The organism is Neolewinella maritima, from assembly GCF_923081025.1.
GTDB classification, from domain to species: Bacteria; Bacteroidota; Bacteroidia; order Chitinophagales; family Saprospiraceae; genus Neolewinella; species Neolewinella maritima.
In genome coordinates, this window is sequence record NZ_CAKLPZ010000001.1 from 514,709 (window position 1) to 532,310 (window position 17,602).

The following is a 17,602-nucleotide window of genomic DNA, read 5'->3' on the forward strand; positions in this document are numbered from 1 at the left end:
CTAGCCGCGGTTGCTGGCCTGGAAGAGAAAGTCCTTTTCCTCCTTGCTCAGGCTCTTGTACCCCCGCTCCTTGATCTTGTCGAGGATGGCGTCGAGCTGCTCCTGGTGACTGGCCTGCCCGTCCAGAATATCCGATTTCTTGCCGCCCGCGGACTTGGCCGCACCGCCCGCCCGGCGCATGAAGCCGGGACGCTCCTTGGTCGCGGCCGTCTCCTTGACGGAGCGACCACCGCGGAAGGCGGCGTGGGGGCCGCGCTTGGAGTGGTCCTTGCTCGGGCTCAGGACGCTGGCGTACAGGTTTTGTACACCGGTGAGGACGGACTGTACCGGCGTGGTCAGGTCCGTACCCCGCTTGAGGTACCAGGTGAACAGGAAGCCCATGGCGATACCGCCCAGGTGACCGAAGGTGCCCCCGGTGTTGACGTTACTACCCAGGCTGATGATATTCATCAGCACCACGAAGGCGACGATGTACTTGATGCGCACGTTGCCGAGAAAGAGCAGGCGGATACTGTAATCGGGGGCGAATACGCCGGTAGCGACCACAATGCACATGACCGCGGCACTGGCGCCCAGGGCGTAATGGTTGATGCCGCCGTCGCCCGCAAAGCCGGTCAGGGTAGCGCCCAGGAAGAAGAACACCGCACCTGCGAGCCCGCCCAGAATATAGAGCGGCAGTACGCGGCGGTCGCCCAGCAGGTCACCGAAGATGCGGCCGAACCAGAACAGCCAGAGCATATTGAACAGAATATGCCAGAAGCCCTCGTGGAGGAACATGTGGGTGAGGATCGACCAGGGGTGGGTGAGCATGTGCCAGCCCGAATTCGAGATCGACAGGAAGTGGACGATGTCGTAGTACAGATCCGGGGTAGACTGCCCGTTGAACAGGCTCAGGCCCGCCCAGGTCAGGTTGATGACCAGGTACACGGCCACGTTCACGATGATGATACGGTTGACCATGTTCCCATAGTCAAACTCGCGGCGAATATCGTCCCAGATGGATTGTAGCATGACAGTGGCGGGTTCGCCCTTAAAAACGTTTGGCGGCTAAAAAGATTTACCAGCTACCGGATAAAGCCCTACAAACTACGAATTTAGCGCGGTACGCCGCGGTCCCACCGCTGTGCACCCGCCGGCGGCTCGGAGCGGTACCAGAAGTAGGCCAGCAGACCACCCGTGAGGGCCCCGCCGATGTGGGCCCAGTGGGCGATGGGGTCCCAGCTATACTGCATCACGCCCAGGAACACCTCCACGGCCAGGATGACGGGCACGAAGTAGCGCGCCTTGATGGGGATGGGCAGGAAGATGAGCGCCAGTTTGAAGTCGGGATAAAGAATAGCAAAGGCCCCGACAATGCCGTAGATGGCCCCCGAGGCACCCACCATGGGCACGCTCTGCTGCCAGTCGATGTACTCCTGCATCATGCCCAGGGCGTTGCGGTAGGTCTGCTCGGGATCGCTGGTCTGTAGCACCAGCTCGTTCTGGATGTTGGCCACTACGGTGCTGACGCGCTGCCCGTTGTCCATGCTTAGGTCCCTGGTATTGAGGTGACCGAAGAAGTCGTTGAAGTGGGCCAGGGTGGGGGACTGCTGGAAGGCCGCCAGCTGATCCTGCAGCTGCTCCAACTGGAACCAGGTGAAGCCGAAGTGCAGGGCTACGGCACCGGCGGCGGCGGCCAGGTACAGGATCAGGAAGCGCTTGGGGCCGTAGCGCATCTCCAGCAGGGGGCCGAACATGAACAGGCCGAACATATTGAAAAAGATGTGCGTGAGCCCGCCGTGCATGAAAAAGTGCGTCACCAGCTGGATGGGGTGGAAGCGCTCGCTGCTGGGGTAGTGCAGGGCCAGGAAATCGGACCACTCCCCGGTAGAAACACCCAGATTGGGCAGAAAGAAGAGGATCGCAAAGACGGCTACATTGATGATGAGCAGGTTCTTTACGATGGGAGTCAGCGGCGGCATGCAGCGGGAGGATTTAGGTAGTAACCCCTCAACAAGGCGACGGTTTTACTGAAAGAGCCGCTCGACCTCCGACAGCTCGTAGCGCACGTAGCACTTGTGTCCGTTGGGTGCTACCCGGGGCTGGGTGCAGGCGAAGAGCCGGTCGATGAGGCTGCGCATCTCGGCCTCGTCCAGCTTGGTGCCCCGTTTGATGGCCGCGGCCCGGCCCAGGATGCGGGCCAGCCGCTCGTGGCCCTCGCTCTGCAGGTCTACGTTGGTCTTGTACTGCTCCAGGAGCCGCTCCAGGAGGTCCAGCTCGCTGTTGCGACCGGCCAGCTCGGCCGGGATGCCGCGCACGATGAAGCTGCCCCCCCCGAAGGCCTCCAGGTCGAAGCCGAGCTGGTTAAGCTCGGGCAGTAGCGACTGCATGAGCTCGGCATCGGCGTGGGCCAGGTTGATGGTCTGGGGGAAAAGCGACTGCTGGGTGGCCGCCGGCTTTTCGCGCAGATTGGCCAGGAAGCCCTCGTAGAGGATGCGCTCGTGGGCGGCCTGCTGGTCCACCAAGATCCAGCCGTTCTTGATGGCACTGACGATGTAGCGGTGGTGTAGCTGGTAGGGAGCGCGTCCCTGGGTGGGCGGGGCATTGTCGTCTTCCTCCTGCCCCATCCGGCTCTGAAGGATCTCGCCGGTATCGGTGTCTACCTGCTCGCCGCCCAGGTCCTGGTACATGGTTTCCCAGTGCCGCAGGTTATTGGCGTGGCGCTGTGCCTCGGAGGGGGGTAGGTGGATACCGCCACTACTACCGCCGCCGCCGCTACGGGGCGTATCGCTATTCATCTTGCTAGGCAGGGCCTCATCGTCGTCCGGCTGACCGGGGTTGGAGCGGATGCTGGTGCGGCTCGGCGAGAAGGGGTTGTCGGACTCGAAGTCGATGGTGGGCATGATGCTCGCCCGCCCGAGGCCGTGGCGGATGGTGGCCTTGAGGTAGTTGTAGATCAGGCGTTCGTCTTCAAACTTGATCTCCTGCTTGGTGGGGTGTACGTTGACGTCGATACGCGCCGGGTCGATCTGTAGGAAGATGACGTAGAAGGGGTAGGCGTCCTTGCCCAGCAGCTCGTCGTAGGCCATCATGACGGCGTGGTGCAGGTAGCTGGACCGGATGTAGCGGTCGTTGATGAAAAAGAACTGCCCCACCTTGGTCTTGCGGGCCGCTTCGGGCTTGCCGACGTAGCCGCCGATACGCAGCACGTCGGTGGCCTCCTCGATGGGCACCAGCAGGTCGCGGTACTTCTTGCCGAATACGGCGATGATGCGCTGGCGCAGCTTGCCGGCGGGCAGACTGAGGTCGAGCCGGTCGTCTACGTACAATTCGAAGCGTACCGAGGGGTGGGCCAGGGCGATACGGATGTACTCCTCGCGTACGTGGCGGAGCTCTACGGAGTCGGACTTAAGGAAGTTGCGCCGCGCCGGTACGTTGTAGAACAGGTTGCGCACCGCCATGCTGCTGCCGGGCGGGGCGGCGACGGGCTCCTGGGTGATCACCTCCGTACCCTCTACGACCAGGCGGGTGCCGAGCTCGTCGGGGGCGCGGCGGGTTTTGAGTTCCAGTTGGGCGATGGCGACGATGCTGGCCAGGGCTTCCCCGCGGAAGCCCATCGTGTGCAGGGTAAACAGGTCTTCGGCCGTGCGGAGCTTGCTGGTGGCGTGGCGTTCGAGCGACATGCGGGCGTCGGTCTCGGACATGCCGCAGCCGTTGTCGATGACCTGAATGAGGGTCTTACCGGCATCCTTGATGATGAGGGTGATCTCGTCGGCGCCGGCATCTACGGCGTTCTCGACCAGTTCCTTGACTACACTGGCGGGCCGCTGGATGACCTCTCCGGCGGCGATTTGGTTAGCAATGGCATCGGGTAGGAGGTGGACGAGGTTGTCCGTCATAGGTACGGCTAGGGGTTCACGGCCCAAGCTACGGACTATCTAGCCGAGAAGCTGCTCCAGATCGGGGAAATACACCTGGATGAGCAGGTAGCTGAGCACGATCAGGACCACCATGATGATCACCAGCGAGTAGTTGGATTTGGCGACCCGCTCGTTGCGGTAGCGGCCGGCGGCCTCTCCACCCGCGCCCTTGCGGAATCCTCCCCGCAGGCGCTGCTTCATGCCGTCTACGCCGCCGTTCTGCAGCGTCTCGATGCGCAGGCGCCGCTCCTCGGCTTCCTCCTTCTTGGGGTCCCAGTAGCGGGGCTTGTACGAAAACTGCTGATTCTTAGGCGTTTTGAAGAGGCGGATGAAGGCCATGGCGCGGTACGTTTTGGAAGTTGGAGTGTAGATAACACGTTTAGCATCAAATAGATGCATGCCCGGCGCATTCTGGCGGGGACTGCGCGGGTGCGGAGGAGGAGTGCTCCCCACGGCTCAGTTCGCGGCGACTACATCACCCGTACCCAGCAGGGTCACGTCGACGGTCGGAGTGCCCCGGTAGCGTACATCCCCGGTGCCCGTGAGCTGACCGGTCAGGGAGTCGGAGACCGTCACTTCAGCACTACCCGTACCGGAAAGCCGCACCCGTGCTGCCCGCGCTGAGTAGTCAAAGGCTTCGAGGTCTCCCGTACCGCTGCTACTGAACTCCAGCACGTTGCCGCGTCCCGCCACTTCTATGTCCCCCGTCCCGCTACTGCCCAGGGTGAGGCGGTCCAGGTCGGCAAAGCCCATGATGGTAGCCTCTCCAGTGCCGCTGGTCATCAGGCTGCTCAGTCGGGGGGTCTTTATTCTGACGGTTACCCCGCCGTCCCAGAAATTCCACGTCTTGAGCTGAATGGATAGGGTACCGTTGGCTACGGTAGTCTGCACGCGCTCCTGTAGCCGCTTGCTGGCCACGACTTCGACGGAGGGGGTCGCTGCCTGGGTGATTTCCAGGTCCACGACGCTACCGCTGGTGATGCGGTCGAAGGGTTCGACGGTACGTACCCCCGTGGTGGAAGGACCGGCGCCCATAAAGCCTTCCTGTAGGAAGACCAGGTAGTACACCAGGCCGATGACCACGACGAGGAGGACAAACAATAAATTCTTCATGATAAGAAGCGTTATTTGGTACAATATCGCGATTTGTCGCTAACTGTCGATCACCAGCGTACGCGAGATCGGGCACGGAGTTGCAGAATTGATACTAGTAACGTATTATTACGTTAAATAACTACTCATGCAAAAACTCACCCGCGCACAGGAGGATCTGATGCAGCACGTCTGGCAGCTCGGCGAGTGCACCGTGGCCGATTTGCGGCGCGCCGTGGAGGAGCGGTCGGGTAAGCTGCCGGCGCACAGCACTATTTCTACCCTCATTCTGGCCCTCGACGAGCGGGGCTTCGTGACCCACCGGCAGTACGGGCGCACCTTCGTCTACACCCCGGCCATCAGCAGGGAGGCCTACGGGCGGCAGCGGCTCAGCCGGCTGGTGCGCAGCTTCTTCGGCGGCTCGGGCCGTGCGGCGGTCAGCTACCTAGTGCAGGACGAGAACCTAAGCCTGGAAGAGCTCGGTGAGCTGGTCCGCCAACTGGAGGAAGAATGAGCGCCGCAGTACTGAGCTACCTACTGGAAGTCACCCTGGCCTGGGTCCTGCTCCTGGCTTTCTACGCCATCGCTTTCCGCAACAACGCCAACTGGCCGGCGCAGCGCTACTACCTGCTAGGCAGCTGGCTGTTTGGCTTGTTGCTGCCGCTGCTGCCTAATGTACAAACTGTTGGCTCGATAGGAATAGATCAGTTGCCTGCCCAAGTGGCCACCTATGTGGTGCCGGTACTGAGCGATAGAACTCCGGTGTATGCCGACAGCACCCTGCACTGGAGCGAGTGGATGGCGCTCGTCTGGCTGATTGGGGCTGCCGTCCGGTCAGTGACTGCCGGTTGGTTACTCGCCCAGCACCTGCCCCGATACTCATCAGGGTGGCCGGATACCGTGGGGTGGTTTGAGGGCTATCGTGTGGTGCGCAGCGTGCAGGTAGCTAGCCCGTATGCAGCGTTCCGGACCATCTATCTGCCCGCTTCGCTTGCCCAAAATTTGGAGTATTCCGCGCTGCTTCATGAAGCAGCTCACCTGCAGCGGGGGCATCACTTCGAGCAGTTGATCTTGCTATTGGGCACTGTCTTGTTCTGGTTCCATCCGCTAATCTGGTGCTACGCGCACCAGCTTGCGGCGGTCCACGAATACGAAGCCGATGCGGCCGTCGTCGAATCGGTAGACCCCCGGCTATACGGCAAACAATTGCTACGGGCTACCCTGGCACCACGCTTGGTACCGGCCCTCTTTTCATCTCCCCTAAAACGACGCATTATGTTACTGACCAAAAAAGATATGTCTCATGCCGTTGGCGCAGCCCGCTGGAGTGTCCTGCTCCTATTACTAACGGGACTCTTCGTGGCCTGTCACACGGAGCAGGAGTTTGACGAGCAAGCGTGGATCGCCGAGCACGATGCGCGGTTGACCAGTTATCCCCCCCGGCTCGACGCAGCGTTCTCCAGCGGTAAAATGTGGCATACCCTACTCGATACGATATACCAGAGGGTGAACTACCCCGAAGCGGCCAGCGCGGCCGGCCAGTACGGTCACGTCCTGCTGCGGCTCGACGTAGATGAGACTGGCCGGGTCACCCACTACGAAGTACCGGCCCCACAACGGGCAGCGGACGTGGTCTCCAACGACCTGCCCGTCCATATCGTGACCCATTCCAAGGCCCCAGACCGTAAAGCACTTCCCTTTAATCAGCCTAATACCCCCCTTACCCAGGAAGTAGCCCGCATGGCTGAGCACCTCTCCTCCCTACAGTTTCACCCCGCTACCGTCGATGGCGTACCGACCCGGGAATCGCTCTACCTCAATTTCACCTTTACGCTGGAATAAGCGGGCGGGGCCACAGGTGCGAAAGCTGATTTTCAAACATAAACGCCCTCAATATCCCCGAAGAGGGGCCGGGGGAAAGGAAAGAAAGGCAGGCCCCGGACGCGTAGCGTAGTTTTGTGACTTAGTCTCAACGAAGTCCCGTCCGGGGAAGTTCCTACTACTATGCACCTACTCCTGCTCCTCGTGCTCTGCTTTTCGGCAGCGGTACCGCCTCCGGCCCTGGTCGGCCCCGCCCCCACCCACGACTACCACGTGAGCAAGACCAACGTGCGTTACGTAGCCGAGCGGCGGCAGGTACAGGTGGAAATGCACGTCTTCGTCGATGACCTGGAGCTGGCCATGCAGGATGCCGGCGCCCCGGCCCTGGAACTGGGCTCGGAGGAGGAGCACCCCGAAAGCGAACGCTTCCTGACGGCCTATCTGGACAAGCACTTCGGTATCGACTGGAATGGCCGGCCCCTGCCGGTACAGCTGGTGGGCTGGGAGCTGGAGGACGATCTGCACGGCCTGTGGATCTACCTGGCGGCCGATGAGGTAGCCCCCGCCGACGCGGTACGCATCCAGAATAGCGTACTCACCGAATACTACGCCGATCAGAAGAACATCGTAAAGGTGTATGCCGACGAGGCGCGGCTGGGCACCCTGCTGATGAGCAGGGCACAACGGCAGGGCAGCATATGACCGATATGGAACAGGACATTTTACGGCCCCACGCCGAGACGGCCTACGCCGACGAACTGACGGCCCTGCGCGCCGCCGACGAGGGCGTGCGGCCCGGCGGCTGGCTGATGAGTCCCCGCGCCGTAGTGCGCTACCTGATGGGCGATACCCTGGCGGACGGTACCGTGATCAGTCCGAAGTACTTCGGCGACCGGCGCCTGATCGAGGTGGCTGTAGCGAGTCTGGTAACGGACCGCGCCCTGCTGCTGGTCGGCGTACCCGGCACGGCCAAGACCTGGGTCAGCGAGCACCTTACGGCGGCCATCAGTGGCCGGTCGACCCTGCTGGTGCAGGGCACGGCCGGTATGAGCGAAGACGCCCTGCGCTACGGCTGGAACTACGCCCGCCTGCTGGCCGAGGGGCCGAGTGAGGAGGCCCTGGTGCCCTCGCCCATCATGGTGGGGATGCGCGAAGGCAAGCTGGTGCGGATCGAGGAGCTGACCCGTATCCCGAGCGACGTGCAGGATGCCCTGATCACGGTGCTGTCCGAAAAGATCCTGCCCATCCCGGAACTCAACCGCGAGACGCAAGCCCGGCGGGGATTCAATGTCATCGCTACGGCCAACGACCGCGACCGGGGGGTGAACGAGCTATCGAGCGCCCTGCGGCGGCGTTTCAATACGGTGGTGATGCCGCTGCCCGCTACCCTGGAAGAAGAAGTGCGCATCGTTACGGACCGGAGTTTAGCCGCCGCCGCCCGCATGCAGCTGCCGCCCGTGACCCAGGACTCCGCCGCCGAGATCACCCGATTGGTAACCATCTTCCGGGAGCTGCGCAGCGGCCGCACCGAGGATGGACGGACGCAGCTTAAATCGCCCAGCTCGACGCTTTCTACCGCCGAAGCGATCTCGGTGGTCAATCAGAGCCGTGCCCTCAGTCATCACTTTGGGAGTGGCGACATCGAGTCGGAGTACCTGGCCGCAAGTCTGGCCGGTGCCGTGATCAAGGATCCGGAGCAGGATGGCGTGGTGTGGCGGGAGTACCTGGAGGTGGTGATGCGGAATCGGAAGGAGTATGTAGACCTCTACGCTGCGCTGCGAGGGTAGACGCCTTCGGCTGGGTAGACGCCTTCGGCTAGGTAGATCGCTTCGCTCGTTAGACCCCTTCGGGGGTAGACGCCTACGGCTGGGTAGATCGCTTCGCTCGTTAGGCGGTCGGGGGAACGGGGTAATTGTGGGGGGTGCTGCTAGAACCAAATGTGGCCGATGGGTATTCGTAGCTTTGCAACATTCTACTGAGCGCAGCGATCTATCCCGGAGGACCTAACGAGCCGAAGGCGATCTACCGAGCGCAGCGATCTACCCCGAAGGGGCCTAATAAGCCGATAGGCGATCCATCCACCATGCGTGTAACCGAGCATTTTGAGCAGGCCGGAGGCCAGACCCTAGTGAGTTTTGAAGTACTTCCCCCGTTGAAGGGCGGCAGTATGCAGGCCATTTTCGATAGTCTGGATCCACTGATGGAGTTCAAGCCTCCCTTTATTGACGTGACCTATCATCGGGAGGAATACGTGTATAAGAAGCGGCCCAGTGGCTACTACGAGAAGACCTCGATCCGCAAGCGGCCCGGTACGGTAGGGATCTGTGCGGCCATCATGCACCGCTATGGAGTAGATGCGGTGCCGCATATGCTCTGCGGCGGATTCACGAAGCAAGAAACCGAGAACGCCCTGATCGATCTGGCCTTTCTGGACGTGCAGAACGTGCTGGCCCTGCGGGGCGACGCGCGCAAGTTCGAAGGACGGTTCACCCCCGAAAAGGATGGCCACAACTACGCCTCCGAACTGGTGAAGCAGATCGTAGATATGAACGAGGGCCACTACCTGGATGAATTGATCAAGGACGAGCACGCCAGCAAAACCAACTTTTGCGTAGGTGTAGCAGGCTATCCCGAAAAGCACTTCGAGGCCGCTAACCTGGAACACGACCTGCGCTACGTGAAGGCTAAGGTGGATGCCGGGGCGGATTACATCGTCACCCAGATGTTCTTCGACAATCAGAAGTATTTCGACTATGTGGACGCCTGCCGCAAGGTGGGCATCGATGTGCCGATCGTGCCGGGCCTTAAGCCAGTCACCAAACTGTATCAGCTCAATGCGCTGCCCCGTCTGTTCCACGTCGACCTACCCGACGACCTGGTCTGTGAGATCACGAAGGCGAAGGATGCCGCGGCGCGTACCCAGGTCGGTATCGAGTGGTGTACCGCCCAGAGCAAGGAGCTCAAGGAGCGTGGTGCACCCTGTCTGCACTACTACACGATGGGGGATAGCTCCACCATCCGCGCGATTGCGGAGCACGTGGCGTAGCCCGCTGGATTGAGAATACTGCTAATGTTGATTGCAATGTTTGAAACTTTGCACGGCCCCAACTATCTTTGCGGCCGCTTACAGCTCTTGGCGCGGTAGCTCAGCCGGTTAGAGCGCAGGATTCATAATCCTGAGGTCGGGTGTTCGAGTCACCCTCGCGCTACATAAGTTAAGACGAAGCCCCACTGGTCTGATGACTGTGGGGCTTCGTTGGTTTGTGCTATGGCTGGGGTCGTCCGCTGCGACTAAGTTATTCAGCCCAGATACCAGTCTCCAGCGTCCAGTCGTAATCGGCGTACTCGCGTTTGATGTCCTTGTTGGATTCCTGGAGGATGCCGTAGTCGACCAGGAAATCGTCCACCCCGTCGTGGTCCCGGAAGTCGCCCTTGAACCAGGAGAAGAGGGGAGAGGTGACCAGGACTTGTTCGCCATCCCGCTGTTCCAGGCTGCTGTGATCGGCCAGGTAGCTGCGAACGCGGGCGTCGATCTGCGTTTCATACGTCTCGGGGGAGTAGATCTCTACGGGCGGACAATCGCTCGCCCCGCAGTTCAGCGCGAAATGCACACGGGAATCACCGCCCTTGATGCGGAAGGTGCGGTCGAACTTATTGGGGAAGATCTGTGGGATGAAACCCAAGCCCAGCCGGTTCTCCCCTCCGCGGATGATGCCGTGCTCCATCTCATTGGGGCTCATCTCCCGACCGGCCACGGTGAAGCGCGGCGTGCTGAAGAAGGCCCCCCGGTCGTCGTATAGGGAGGGGTCTTCCGTAAGCAGATACTGGACCATGCCATTGTAGGTGTTGACCCAAAAGGCCAGCTGCTCGGCGCGGGTATCCAGGGCCGCGGCGAGGACACTAGGTTCGAGCGCCGCCAGTTGGGCGACTTCCTCGGATACATCGCGCCCCGCTTTGAGTCCTTCGAGGAGTGCTTCGCTCAGTGCATTCGGGTCGGTATCTCCTATGCGGTCGTCCGGGGCGGGCTGGTAGCGGCCGCAGGAAGCAGTGAGGGTCAGTATGGTAAACAGGAGCAGAGTACGTAGCATCGAACGATCGGTTTGCTTGCACAACACTTACGTAGCCGATTTGTCCGCTGGTTTATACGGAGCGCGACGAGATACGACGAACCTTGCACCTGGCCAGCGTATTACCACAGTATGCAAGCCCCGCCCGAGCCCTCCCCACCGACCCCTACCGAACCAGGCGGCACCGAAAAGACCGTACCCGGCAATGCCCTGACCGAAAAGGCCGCCGAGACCTACCAGTGGTGGAACAACCTGGCCACCCTGCACCCCGAAGATCCCTTCCTGGTCGGCGTAGGGAAGATCGGCATCCGCGTGCTGGGTATCTTGATCCTGCTGGCCCTATCCCCCCTCATCATTGCGGGGGTTGTGATCGCATTCATTACCGTCCTATGAGCGTACTCAAGAACCCCTGGTGGTGGGTAGCCGTAATCGTGTTTGTGCTGCACCAGGTAGCACAGCGGGGCATGGACGTGCAGCTCGGTCCGCTCGACAGCTACCTAGATCCCTTTCTCGCTGCACCCATTCTGCTGGGACTGTGGCTCTTCGAGCGGCAGCTGATCTTCCGTCAGCCCCGCCTGAGCTGGTTCGAGACGGCCATAGCTACCCTGGTACTGGCCGTACTCTTTGAGGAGGTCTTTCCGGTGTATGAAGAGGGCTTCCGCCGCGATGTGGTGGACTACGCCTTCTATGGATTGGGTGGGCTGTACTTCTATTTCTTGATCAACCGACGTGGGGCTTAACACCGATTAGCTCGGCATAGCCGGCAGGCTCCACCCCTCCCGGTAGGTATGCTTGATGTACTCCGTAGCGGCCTCGAGGGCGTCGATCTCTACGCACTCGGTGTTCCAGGTGGGAATGCCATTGATCATCGCAAAGCCGTCGGTTTTGACGACCTGCATGGTTTCACCGGCGCCGATATTGGTGAAGCGCATAGTGTCACCGTCCCACTTCAGTACTTTGTTGAGACCCTTGAGCCGGATAGCGAGTACGCCCAGCAGTACCATCTCGTTAAAGGGACCGGAATAGGCAAAATTAGCCGTCGGCTCCACGCGCTGCTCTGGTGACTCCTTGCACGCACGGATCCAGTCCTGCTCGTGCGGCCCATCGCTGTAGTCCACCGATCCGGGTACCCGGCGCAGGTAGGGCTTGATGTCGGGTACGCGCCCGGAGAGCAGTCGGGGATTGAATCCGCCCGCCCCCGCCATCAGGGTATCCTTAGTACCCACGAGCATACAGCCGCCGAGTCCGTCGCTGATCATGGGTTTACCTTCCTCCATGCCTGCGGGCCGGTCGGGCAGAAAGCCGCCATCGTACCAGTGTACCTGTACGGCGGGCATCGCCACCTTATCCATGGCCTCCCGCGCGGGGAAGTCGAAGCGGACCTTCTCGGCCTGGGGGGCACTTTCCGTATTCGCGGTGGTAGAGCTACCGGAGATGCCCTCGGGGTAGCGCAGGTTGAGCGCGCGGTAGACGGGGTCCATGATGTGGCAGGCCATATCGCCGAACGCACCGGTGCCGAAGTCCCAGAAGCCCCGCCAGTTCCAGGGGGTGTAGATCTCGTGGTAGGGGCGCATGGGGGCCGGCCCGATGAAGAGGTCCCAGTCGAAATTCTCCGGGATCGGCATGGCCGCGGCCGGCCGCTCCAGGCCCTGCGGCCAGATGGGCCGGTCGGTCCAGGTATGGGCCTCGGTGACCTCGCCGATCTCCCCGTTCCAGACCCACTCGCAGAGTTGCCGCACGCCGTCGCCGGAGTTACCCTGGTTGCCCATCTGGGTGGCTACGGGGTACTGTTTGGCGAGCTTGGTTAGCAGACGGGATTCGTAAACAGAGTGGGTGAGGGGCTTCTGACAGAACACGTGCTTATTCATCGTCATGGCCGTGGCGGCGATGGCCGCATGGGTGTGGTCGGCGGTGGCCACCATGACGGCATCCATCTCGTCGCCTAGCTCCTCAAACATCACCCGCCAGTCGTAGTACTTCTTCGCCTTCGGGAAGGCCTCGAAGCAGCGCTGAGAGTAGTTCCAGTCGATGTCACAGAGGCCGATGATATTCTCCGTGTTCATCGCCGTGAGGTTCTGTAGCCCCTTTCCGCCTACCCCTATGCCGACGATGTTCAGCTTATCGCTGGGAGCGGTGTAGCCCAGTCCGCTCACGACGTGACTGGGTACGATGGTGAAGGCAACACCAGCGACCAGTCCGTTTTTAAGGAACTTGCGGCGGGAGGGCGTGATCTTGTGGTCCATAGGGGATTAGGTCTGTGTGTTAGTTCGTGTAGCGGTAGCTGACGAAGGCGAAGCGCGTACCGTCGGGCGACCAGGAGGGCACGTTGAGACTTCCCTGTCCGCCGGTGAATCCGCACAGAACGCGGATGGAGTGGTCTTCCAGATTATACAGCCGCAGCACCACTTCCTTCATGGCCGGGTGGGCGCTGCCCTGATCGCGGAGGTAGGAGATGAAGACGAACTGCGTACCGTCCGGAGAAGGGTGGGCGAACCAGTTAGAGTACCCGTCGTCGGTCAGCATCTCTTTATTACTTCCGTCGGGGTGCATGCGCCAGATCTCCATACTGCCCGAGTCGGCGGAGTTGTAGTACATATGCTGACCGTCGGGGGCATAGCTGGGTCCGTCGTCCAGCCCGTCCGAGTCCGTCAGCGCGGTCTCTTCCCCGCCCGTGGTCGCTACGGTGTACACGTTGAAGCGGTCGTCCCGCTGGGCGGTGTAGGTCAGGGTCTTGCCGTCGGGCGACCAGCCGTGCCAGAAGGAGGGTACCTGCTCCGTCACCTGCGTAGGCGTACCGCCAGCGAGGGGCACGGTGAAAATGCAGGAGGTGAGCCAGCCGTCGGGACCGTCCTCGAGATTGTGACTGAAGGCGATGGTCGTTCCGTCCGGAGAAATGCCGTGGTCATTGTTGCAGCGGTTGGCGAAGCCGGTGTCGAGCTGCTCCTTGCGTCCATCGGGATAGATGCGGTAGAGGCTGCCCGATTGATTGATCAGGAAGTAGCTGCCGTCCGGACTCCAGTTGGGCGCCTCGAAGTGGTCTTCCTCGCTGTACACCAGGCTGCGCTCGTCGGTTGTTACGTCGTATACCTCTAGGGTAGATACCATAGTCTGAGCAGAAGGAGCGGAGAGCGCTAACAGGCAGACCGCAAGCAGGAGAACCGGGCGAAATGTACGGGAGGTAAAGGGTGCCGACATAGTTAAGTATAGTTAGAAGCGGAGCGGCTACAGCTCCCGGATGCTGATGTTGCGGTAGACGACCTTGCCGGCGTTCTGTAGGCCGATCCGGCCCGCGTCGGCTGTTGCGTAGGCCGCTACGTCCGCCCACTTACCGCTGGCCTTGCGGGCCTGCCAGTCGGCGCTACCTATCTCGTATTCGACCACCTTGGTACCATTGAGCCAGTGCTCTACCTGGGGGTGGCGCACCAGGATGCGCGTTGTGTTCCACTGCCCCACCGGCTGGGGGGCGGCCCCGGTGGGTGCGTGCATTGCGTAGTTTCCGGCGGTAAGCTGATTGGGTTCCAACTCCGAAGGCCAGCCGGTGTCGTCGATGACCTGGTATTCGGGGGCGAGCTCGTAGATCTGGTGGACGCCGTCCTTCGGTACGTGGTAAAAGATACCCGAGCTATTGGCGGAGTCGAGCTTCCACTCCAGGGCCAGTTCGAAGTTACCGTAGTCTGCCCGCGTGACCAGGTCCTGTTCCGCATCCCAGCCCGCACCCGATGCGTGCAACTCCCCGTCGATCAACTGCCAGCCGATTATGGTGTCCTGGTCACCGTACATCTCCCACTGATCCAGCGTGCCACCGTCCAGCAGATCGACCCAGTCTTCTTCCGCCGTGCTGGTCATTGTATCGGATGCCGTACCGGCGGTAGAACGGGTACACCCGACCATCACGCAACAGCCCAGCAGAAGAAATAATAGTCTACCCAGTCCATTCATGTCCAAATAGTATAGTGCCACCTCAATGTATGGAAACATATACTACTAGATATACAAGGGCTAAACCAGGACAGTCCGATCACTTAGGAAACAGGCTGGCGTAGTCCAGCCAGTACACCACCTTCACCGACAGCGAGCCCGAGCGCGGCACGTCCCGGCCCCAGAGTTCCGACAGGCTGTCGAAGTAGGCCTCCGCCTTGCGGTCGTCCAGGTCGGAGATGTTGCCCTTGTAGACGACGAACATATCGCTGCCCGGTGCGAACCGCCAGCGGTAGATCAGGTCCACGTTGAAGGCATCGAAGTCCTGGTCGTGACTGCCCACGTAGTCCGTCGGGCCCAGTAGCCCGTCATCGTCGAGCAGACTGAATTTGCTGTAGGCCACCCCGCTCCAGTAATGGCGCAGGCGCAGGTTGAGCGTCATATTGGCCGAGAAGCTGTACTTGGCGTTCAGGCCGGCCTCCACGCTATTGCGGTTGCGGGTGCCGAAGTAGACCTCGGTGCGCGTCAGTTCCTGCTCTAATATATCCGCCTGATTGACGTAGCCCACGTCGTTGCGGTCCATCCCCTGCTCTACGTAGGTATCCATACTGAAGCGGTTACTGAAGCGGTAGCGGGCTCCGATACTGAAGTCGAGTTCGTTGCGCCGCGTATCGTCCGCATACCGGTCGTAGCCGAAATCCATGCGCAGGCGCAGCTTCTTACGCCGGTCCGTCCCTACGAACATGCCAATATTATTGTAGCCCGGCGAGCGCCAGAAGCGGCCCTGCACCCGGGGCTCGAAGAAGTCGTACTGATCGCCCACGTCGTGCCGGCTTCCGATGTATATGTCCCAGAAGTGCCGGGTGGTCGCCCGCACGTATCCCCGTACGTTCACGCCGGTGTAGCGACTCGGAGCGAACAGGCGTCGGTAGTCCAGATCCAGCCCCGTACGACCATTAATAAAGAAGCCGTTGAAAAAAGCATTGGGCTGGGAGTAGTCGACCTCCCCGCGCCAGTAGCGCGAATTGTTGGCAAACAGGATGCCCAGGTCATTGACGTCGTAGGTGTCGCTTTCTTCCCCGTAGCCCAGCTCCCAGGTCCACTGACCGGATATTCTGGCCAGCTGCAGGTCCAGGGCATGACCGTTGCGGTCGTTGCCGGGTTCGTACTGCCGGCTGTGCTTCAGCTCCCCACGCACGGCGTATACGTTGGGCTTGTTGTGCAGATCGAACAGGAAGCCCGTCACGTTGGCGTCCCGTGCCTCGCCCTCGCGGATCACGTTCGTGTTGATCAGCGTGACCGAGGAGTTGTTGGGCAGGTTTTGGTCCACGGTCACGACATTGTAGTTCGTCAGCGGATTGGTGAGCACCTCGCGGTCCTTGCCCTCCGTACTGCGGATGGTCGCGTAGTTCTCCTGCTCTATGGCGTTGAAGAATCCCACGCCGGTACCCCGGGCGGTGCGACCACTGATTTTGGTGGCATTGTAGAGCGGAGCGCGGCGCGGGTTCTCGATGACCTCCTCCCCGTCCAGCAGCTGGTCACCGACCCGTCCCTGGTAGTAATTCAGTCCCCCTACCCGGCGGCTGTAGAACAATCCGCCCTTATTAAACAGCTCCGTGCCCTCCGTAAAGAAGGCCCGCTGCTCATCGAAGCGCTGCTCGAAGGGGCTCAGGTTCAGGATCTGGTTGTCGCTGCGCACCTGTCCGAAGTCGGGCACCAGCGTCATATCCAGCGTAAAGGCATCGTTGAGCCCCAGCTTAACGTCCATACCACCGGTGATGATGGCGTTGAGCTCGGAGGGTTCGCCAGCGTCCCGCCCGTGCTGTCCGTAGACCGCCAGAAAGGGCGTAGCCTGCAGGCGCAGCGGTGCCTTGATGTCGTACAGGCCCGTCAGGGTGCCCGACTGGTTGAGCAGCCCGTCTACATTGGGGTCCACTTCGGCCCAGAAGCTGTCCTCGTTCTTTCGCTGGATGGTGCGCAGGAAGTTGATCGTCCACTCCTGCTCGGAGGTAGACGGGAAGCGCAGGGCGGAGTAGGGGAGGAACACCTCGGCCGACCAGCCCTCCACCGTCCGGGTCGCCCCGCTTACCCACACCGCGTCCCAGTTCTCGTCGTCGTAGCCGTTGTACTGCTTGGCGTCGGTCTGCACGTTGGCCGGCGTGACGGTAAAGTTGAAGCCCGTGATCCCGCTCTGGTAGGGGTCCAGGATGATGGTGAAGTAATCCGTATTGCCGAGGTCGTCGCGCTCGGTCAGCTCGGCCAGGATGCTATCCGGCTTACTGTCGTAGAGCGTAGCCCCGAAGTAGATGCCCCGGTTGTCGTACACCACGCGCACTTCGGTCCGTTCGCTGGCCGATTGTCCCGGGATCGGGCGGATGGTCGTGAAGTCCGTCCCCACGGGGGCTTCCTGCCAGATCGCTTCGTCCAGGAGACCATCTACTTTGATGGTCTCGTCGATCCGTACTGCTTCCAGCTCAGGGCGGTCCTGCGCATGCAGTAAGACAGGCAACACAAGGAAGCAGAGGAAATAGAAACGATACATCTGGGGGAGGTAGCTGATCAATAATTCCCTAGTACAGCGGGAAAAGGCCCCTAATGGTTCAGGCGGGCGCGGTCGCAGGTGCGGAGTAATGGTATAAAGGAGCCACCGGTCAACCCACTGCACCCGCGATCCCGCCCCTACCTACCGGCTGCTATGCCGTATTACTTCCTGCTGCTGCTCCTGCCGGCCGCCACCCATAACTACGTCATCGACCGACCGATCCGGTAGCGCAGGACCGGTAGATGAGAACGGGCTATGTGATC

17 protein-coding genes and 1 tRNA gene are annotated in these 17,602 nt (G+C 61.2%); 8 read left to right on the forward strand and 10 right to left on the reverse strand.

Annotation, left to right across the window (positions count from 1 at the left end; translation table 11 throughout):
- From MJQ68_RS02115 to MJQ68_RS02135, 5 genes are all read right to left on the reverse strand, one after another.
- Complete coding sequence (locus tag MJQ68_RS02115) at window positions 1-1,011, reverse strand: rhomboid family protein (protein WP_238749327.1); 1,011 nt, start codon at window positions 1,009-1,011, stop codon at window positions 1-3.
- An 83-nt stretch (window positions 1,012-1,094) separates the two neighbouring features.
- Complete coding sequence (locus MJQ68_RS02120; protein WP_238749328.1) at window positions 1,095-1,961, reverse strand: rhomboid family intramembrane serine protease; 867 nt, start codon at window positions 1,959-1,961, stop codon at window positions 1,095-1,097.
- Window positions 1,962-2,006: 45 nt separating this feature from the next.
- The gene (gene mutL, locus MJQ68_RS02125) at window positions 2,007-3,878 is read right to left on the reverse strand and encodes a DNA mismatch repair endonuclease MutL (protein WP_238749329.1); all 1,872 of its coding nucleotides are present in this window, start codon (window positions 3,876-3,878) and stop codon (window positions 2,007-2,009) included.
- A gap of 39 nt (window positions 3,879-3,917) precedes the next feature.
- The gene (locus tag MJQ68_RS02130) at window positions 3,918-4,238 is read right to left on the reverse strand and encodes a hypothetical protein (RefSeq protein WP_238749330.1); all 321 of its coding nucleotides are present in this window, start codon (window positions 4,236-4,238) and stop codon (window positions 3,918-3,920) included.
- 117 nt (window positions 4,239-4,355) lie between these two features.
- Window positions 4,356-5,012 carry a head GIN domain-containing protein gene (locus MJQ68_RS02135; protein WP_238749331.1) on the reverse strand — a complete coding sequence of 219 codons (657 nt, stop codon included), beginning with the start codon at window positions 5,010-5,012 and terminating at the stop codon, window positions 4,356-4,358.
- A 127-nt stretch (window positions 5,013-5,139) separates the two neighbouring features.
- Between MJQ68_RS02135 and MJQ68_RS02140 the strand changes: the two genes are divergently transcribed.
- The 6 genes from MJQ68_RS02140 to MJQ68_RS02165 all read left to right on the forward strand — a co-directional run bounded on the left by MJQ68_RS02140 (window position 5,140) and on the right by MJQ68_RS02165 (window position 10,021).
- Complete coding sequence (locus tag MJQ68_RS02140) at window positions 5,140-5,505, forward strand: BlaI/MecI/CopY family transcriptional regulator (protein WP_238749332.1); 366 nt, start codon at window positions 5,140-5,142, stop codon at window positions 5,503-5,505.
- Window positions 5,502-6,833 carry a M56 family metallopeptidase gene (locus tag MJQ68_RS02145; protein WP_238749333.1) on the forward strand — a complete coding sequence of 444 codons (1,332 nt, stop codon included), beginning with the start codon at window positions 5,502-5,504 and terminating at the stop codon, window positions 6,831-6,833. Before MJQ68_RS02140 ends, MJQ68_RS02145 begins: the two co-directional genes overlap by 4 nt.
- A 162-nt stretch (window positions 6,834-6,995) precedes the next feature.
- The gene (locus tag MJQ68_RS02150; RefSeq protein ID WP_238749334.1) at window positions 6,996-7,514 is read left to right on the forward strand and encodes a DUF6702 family protein; all 519 of its coding nucleotides are present in this window, start codon (window positions 6,996-6,998) and stop codon (window positions 7,512-7,514) included.
- Window positions 7,511-8,599, forward strand: coding sequence for an ATP-binding protein (locus MJQ68_RS02155; protein WP_406612610.1), 1,089 nt, complete (start codon window positions 7,511-7,513; stop codon window positions 8,597-8,599). Before MJQ68_RS02150 ends, MJQ68_RS02155 begins: the two co-directional genes overlap by 4 nt.
- A gap of 296 nt (window positions 8,600-8,895) precedes the next feature.
- Window positions 8,896-9,858 carry a methylenetetrahydrofolate reductase [NAD(P)H] gene (gene metF, locus MJQ68_RS02160; protein ID WP_238749336.1) on the forward strand — a complete coding sequence of 321 codons (963 nt, stop codon included), beginning with the start codon at window positions 8,896-8,898 and terminating at the stop codon, window positions 9,856-9,858.
- A gap of 89 nt (window positions 9,859-9,947) precedes the next feature.
- Window positions 9,948-10,021 (forward strand) — tRNA-Met (locus MJQ68_RS02165).
- Window positions 10,022-10,108: 87 nt separating this feature from the next.
- On the opposite strand, the gene MJQ68_RS02170 is transcribed toward MJQ68_RS02165, so the two are convergent.
- Window positions 10,109-10,900 (reverse strand): DUF547 domain-containing protein, encoded by a 792-nt coding sequence (locus MJQ68_RS02170; RefSeq protein WP_238749337.1) that lies wholly within the window; start codon window positions 10,898-10,900, stop codon window positions 10,109-10,111.
- 111 nt (window positions 10,901-11,011) lie between these two features.
- Between MJQ68_RS02170 and MJQ68_RS02175 the strand changes: the two genes are divergently transcribed.
- Both MJQ68_RS02175 and MJQ68_RS02180 read left to right on the forward strand, forming a co-directional pair.
- Window positions 11,012-11,272 carry a hypothetical protein gene (locus MJQ68_RS02175; protein ID WP_238749338.1) on the forward strand — a complete coding sequence of 87 codons (261 nt, stop codon included), beginning with the start codon at window positions 11,012-11,014 and terminating at the stop codon, window positions 11,270-11,272.
- Window positions 11,269-11,619 carry a hypothetical protein gene (locus MJQ68_RS02180; protein ID WP_238749339.1) on the forward strand — a complete coding sequence of 117 codons (351 nt, stop codon included), beginning with the start codon at window positions 11,269-11,271 and terminating at the stop codon, window positions 11,617-11,619. The genes MJQ68_RS02175 and MJQ68_RS02180 overlap by 4 nt, the downstream gene beginning before the upstream one ends.
- Before the next feature lie 6 nt (window positions 11,620-11,625).
- On the opposite strand, the gene MJQ68_RS02185 is transcribed toward MJQ68_RS02180, so the two are convergent.
- The 4 genes from MJQ68_RS02185 to MJQ68_RS02200 form a co-directional block, all read right to left on the reverse strand.
- Window positions 11,626-13,122 (reverse strand): Gfo/Idh/MocA family protein, encoded by a 1,497-nt coding sequence (locus tag MJQ68_RS02185; protein ID WP_238749340.1) that lies wholly within the window; start codon window positions 13,120-13,122, stop codon window positions 11,626-11,628.
- 19 nt (window positions 13,123-13,141) lie between these two features.
- The gene (locus MJQ68_RS02190) at window positions 13,142-13,984 is read right to left on the reverse strand and encodes a TolB family protein (RefSeq protein ID WP_238749341.1); all 843 of its coding nucleotides are present in this window, start codon (window positions 13,982-13,984) and stop codon (window positions 13,142-13,144) included.
- 117 nt (window positions 13,985-14,101) lie between these two features.
- Entirely contained in the window at window positions 14,102-14,857 is a 756-nt protein-coding gene (locus MJQ68_RS02195; protein WP_238749342.1) for a 3-keto-disaccharide hydrolase, read from the reverse strand.
- A gap of 40 nt (window positions 14,858-14,897) precedes the next feature.
- A complete protein-coding gene (locus tag MJQ68_RS02200) occupies window positions 14,898-17,339 on the reverse strand; it encodes a DUF5916 domain-containing protein (protein WP_238749343.1) in 2,442 nt (813 codons plus the stop codon).
- Window positions 17,340-17,602: the final 263 nt, after the last annotated feature.

Excerpts from the sequence above, each read along its gene's own strand:
- MJQ68_RS02115 (WP_238749327.1), bottom strand. The coding sequence starts at position 1,011 with ATGCTACAATCCATCTGGGACGATATTCGCCGCGAGTTTGACTATGGG.
- MJQ68_RS02120 (WP_238749328.1), bottom strand. The coding sequence starts at position 1,961 with ATGCCGCCGCTGACTCCCATCGTAAAGAACCTGCTCATCATCAATGTA.
- mutL (WP_238749329.1), bottom strand. The coding sequence starts at position 3,878 with ATGACGGACAACCTCGTCCACCTCCTACCCGATGCCATTGCTAACCAA.
- MJQ68_RS02130 (WP_238749330.1), bottom strand. The coding sequence starts at position 4,238 with ATGGCCTTCATCCGCCTCTTCAAAACGCCTAAGAATCAGCAGTTTTCG.
- MJQ68_RS02135 (WP_238749331.1), bottom strand. The coding sequence starts at position 5,012 with ATGAAGAATTTATTGTTTGTCCTCCTCGTCGTGGTCATCGGCCTGGTG.
- MJQ68_RS02140 (WP_238749332.1), top strand. The coding sequence starts at position 5,140 with ATGCAAAAACTCACCCGCGCACAGGAGGATCTGATGCAGCACGTCTGG.
- MJQ68_RS02145 (WP_238749333.1), top strand. The coding sequence starts at position 5,502 with ATGAGCGCCGCAGTACTGAGCTACCTACTGGAAGTCACCCTGGCCTGG.
- MJQ68_RS02150 (WP_238749334.1), top strand. The coding sequence starts at position 6,996 with ATGCACCTACTCCTGCTCCTCGTGCTCTGCTTTTCGGCAGCGGTACCG.
- MJQ68_RS02155 (WP_406612610.1), top strand. The coding sequence starts at position 7,511 with ATGACCGATATGGAACAGGACATTTTACGGCCCCACGCCGAGACGGCC.
- metF (WP_238749336.1), top strand. The coding sequence starts at position 8,896 with ATGCGTGTAACCGAGCATTTTGAGCAGGCCGGAGGCCAGACCCTAGTG.
- MJQ68_RS02170 (WP_238749337.1), bottom strand. The coding sequence starts at position 10,900 with ATGCTACGTACTCTGCTCCTGTTTACCATACTGACCCTCACTGCTTCC.
- MJQ68_RS02175 (WP_238749338.1), top strand. The coding sequence starts at position 11,012 with ATGCAAGCCCCGCCCGAGCCCTCCCCACCGACCCCTACCGAACCAGGC.
- MJQ68_RS02180 (WP_238749339.1), top strand. The coding sequence starts at position 11,269 with ATGAGCGTACTCAAGAACCCCTGGTGGTGGGTAGCCGTAATCGTGTTT.
- MJQ68_RS02185 (WP_238749340.1), bottom strand. The coding sequence starts at position 13,122 with ATGGACCACAAGATCACGCCCTCCCGCCGCAAGTTCCTTAAAAACGGA.
- MJQ68_RS02190 (WP_238749341.1), bottom strand. The coding sequence starts at position 13,984 with ATGGTATCTACCCTAGAGGTATACGACGTAACAACCGACGAGCGCAGC.
- MJQ68_RS02195 (WP_238749342.1), bottom strand. The coding sequence starts at position 14,857 with ATGTTTCCATACATTGAGGTGGCACTATACTATTTGGACATGAATGGA.
- MJQ68_RS02200 (WP_238749343.1), bottom strand. The coding sequence starts at position 17,339 with ATGTATCGTTTCTATTTCCTCTGCTTCCTTGTGTTGCCTGTCTTACTG.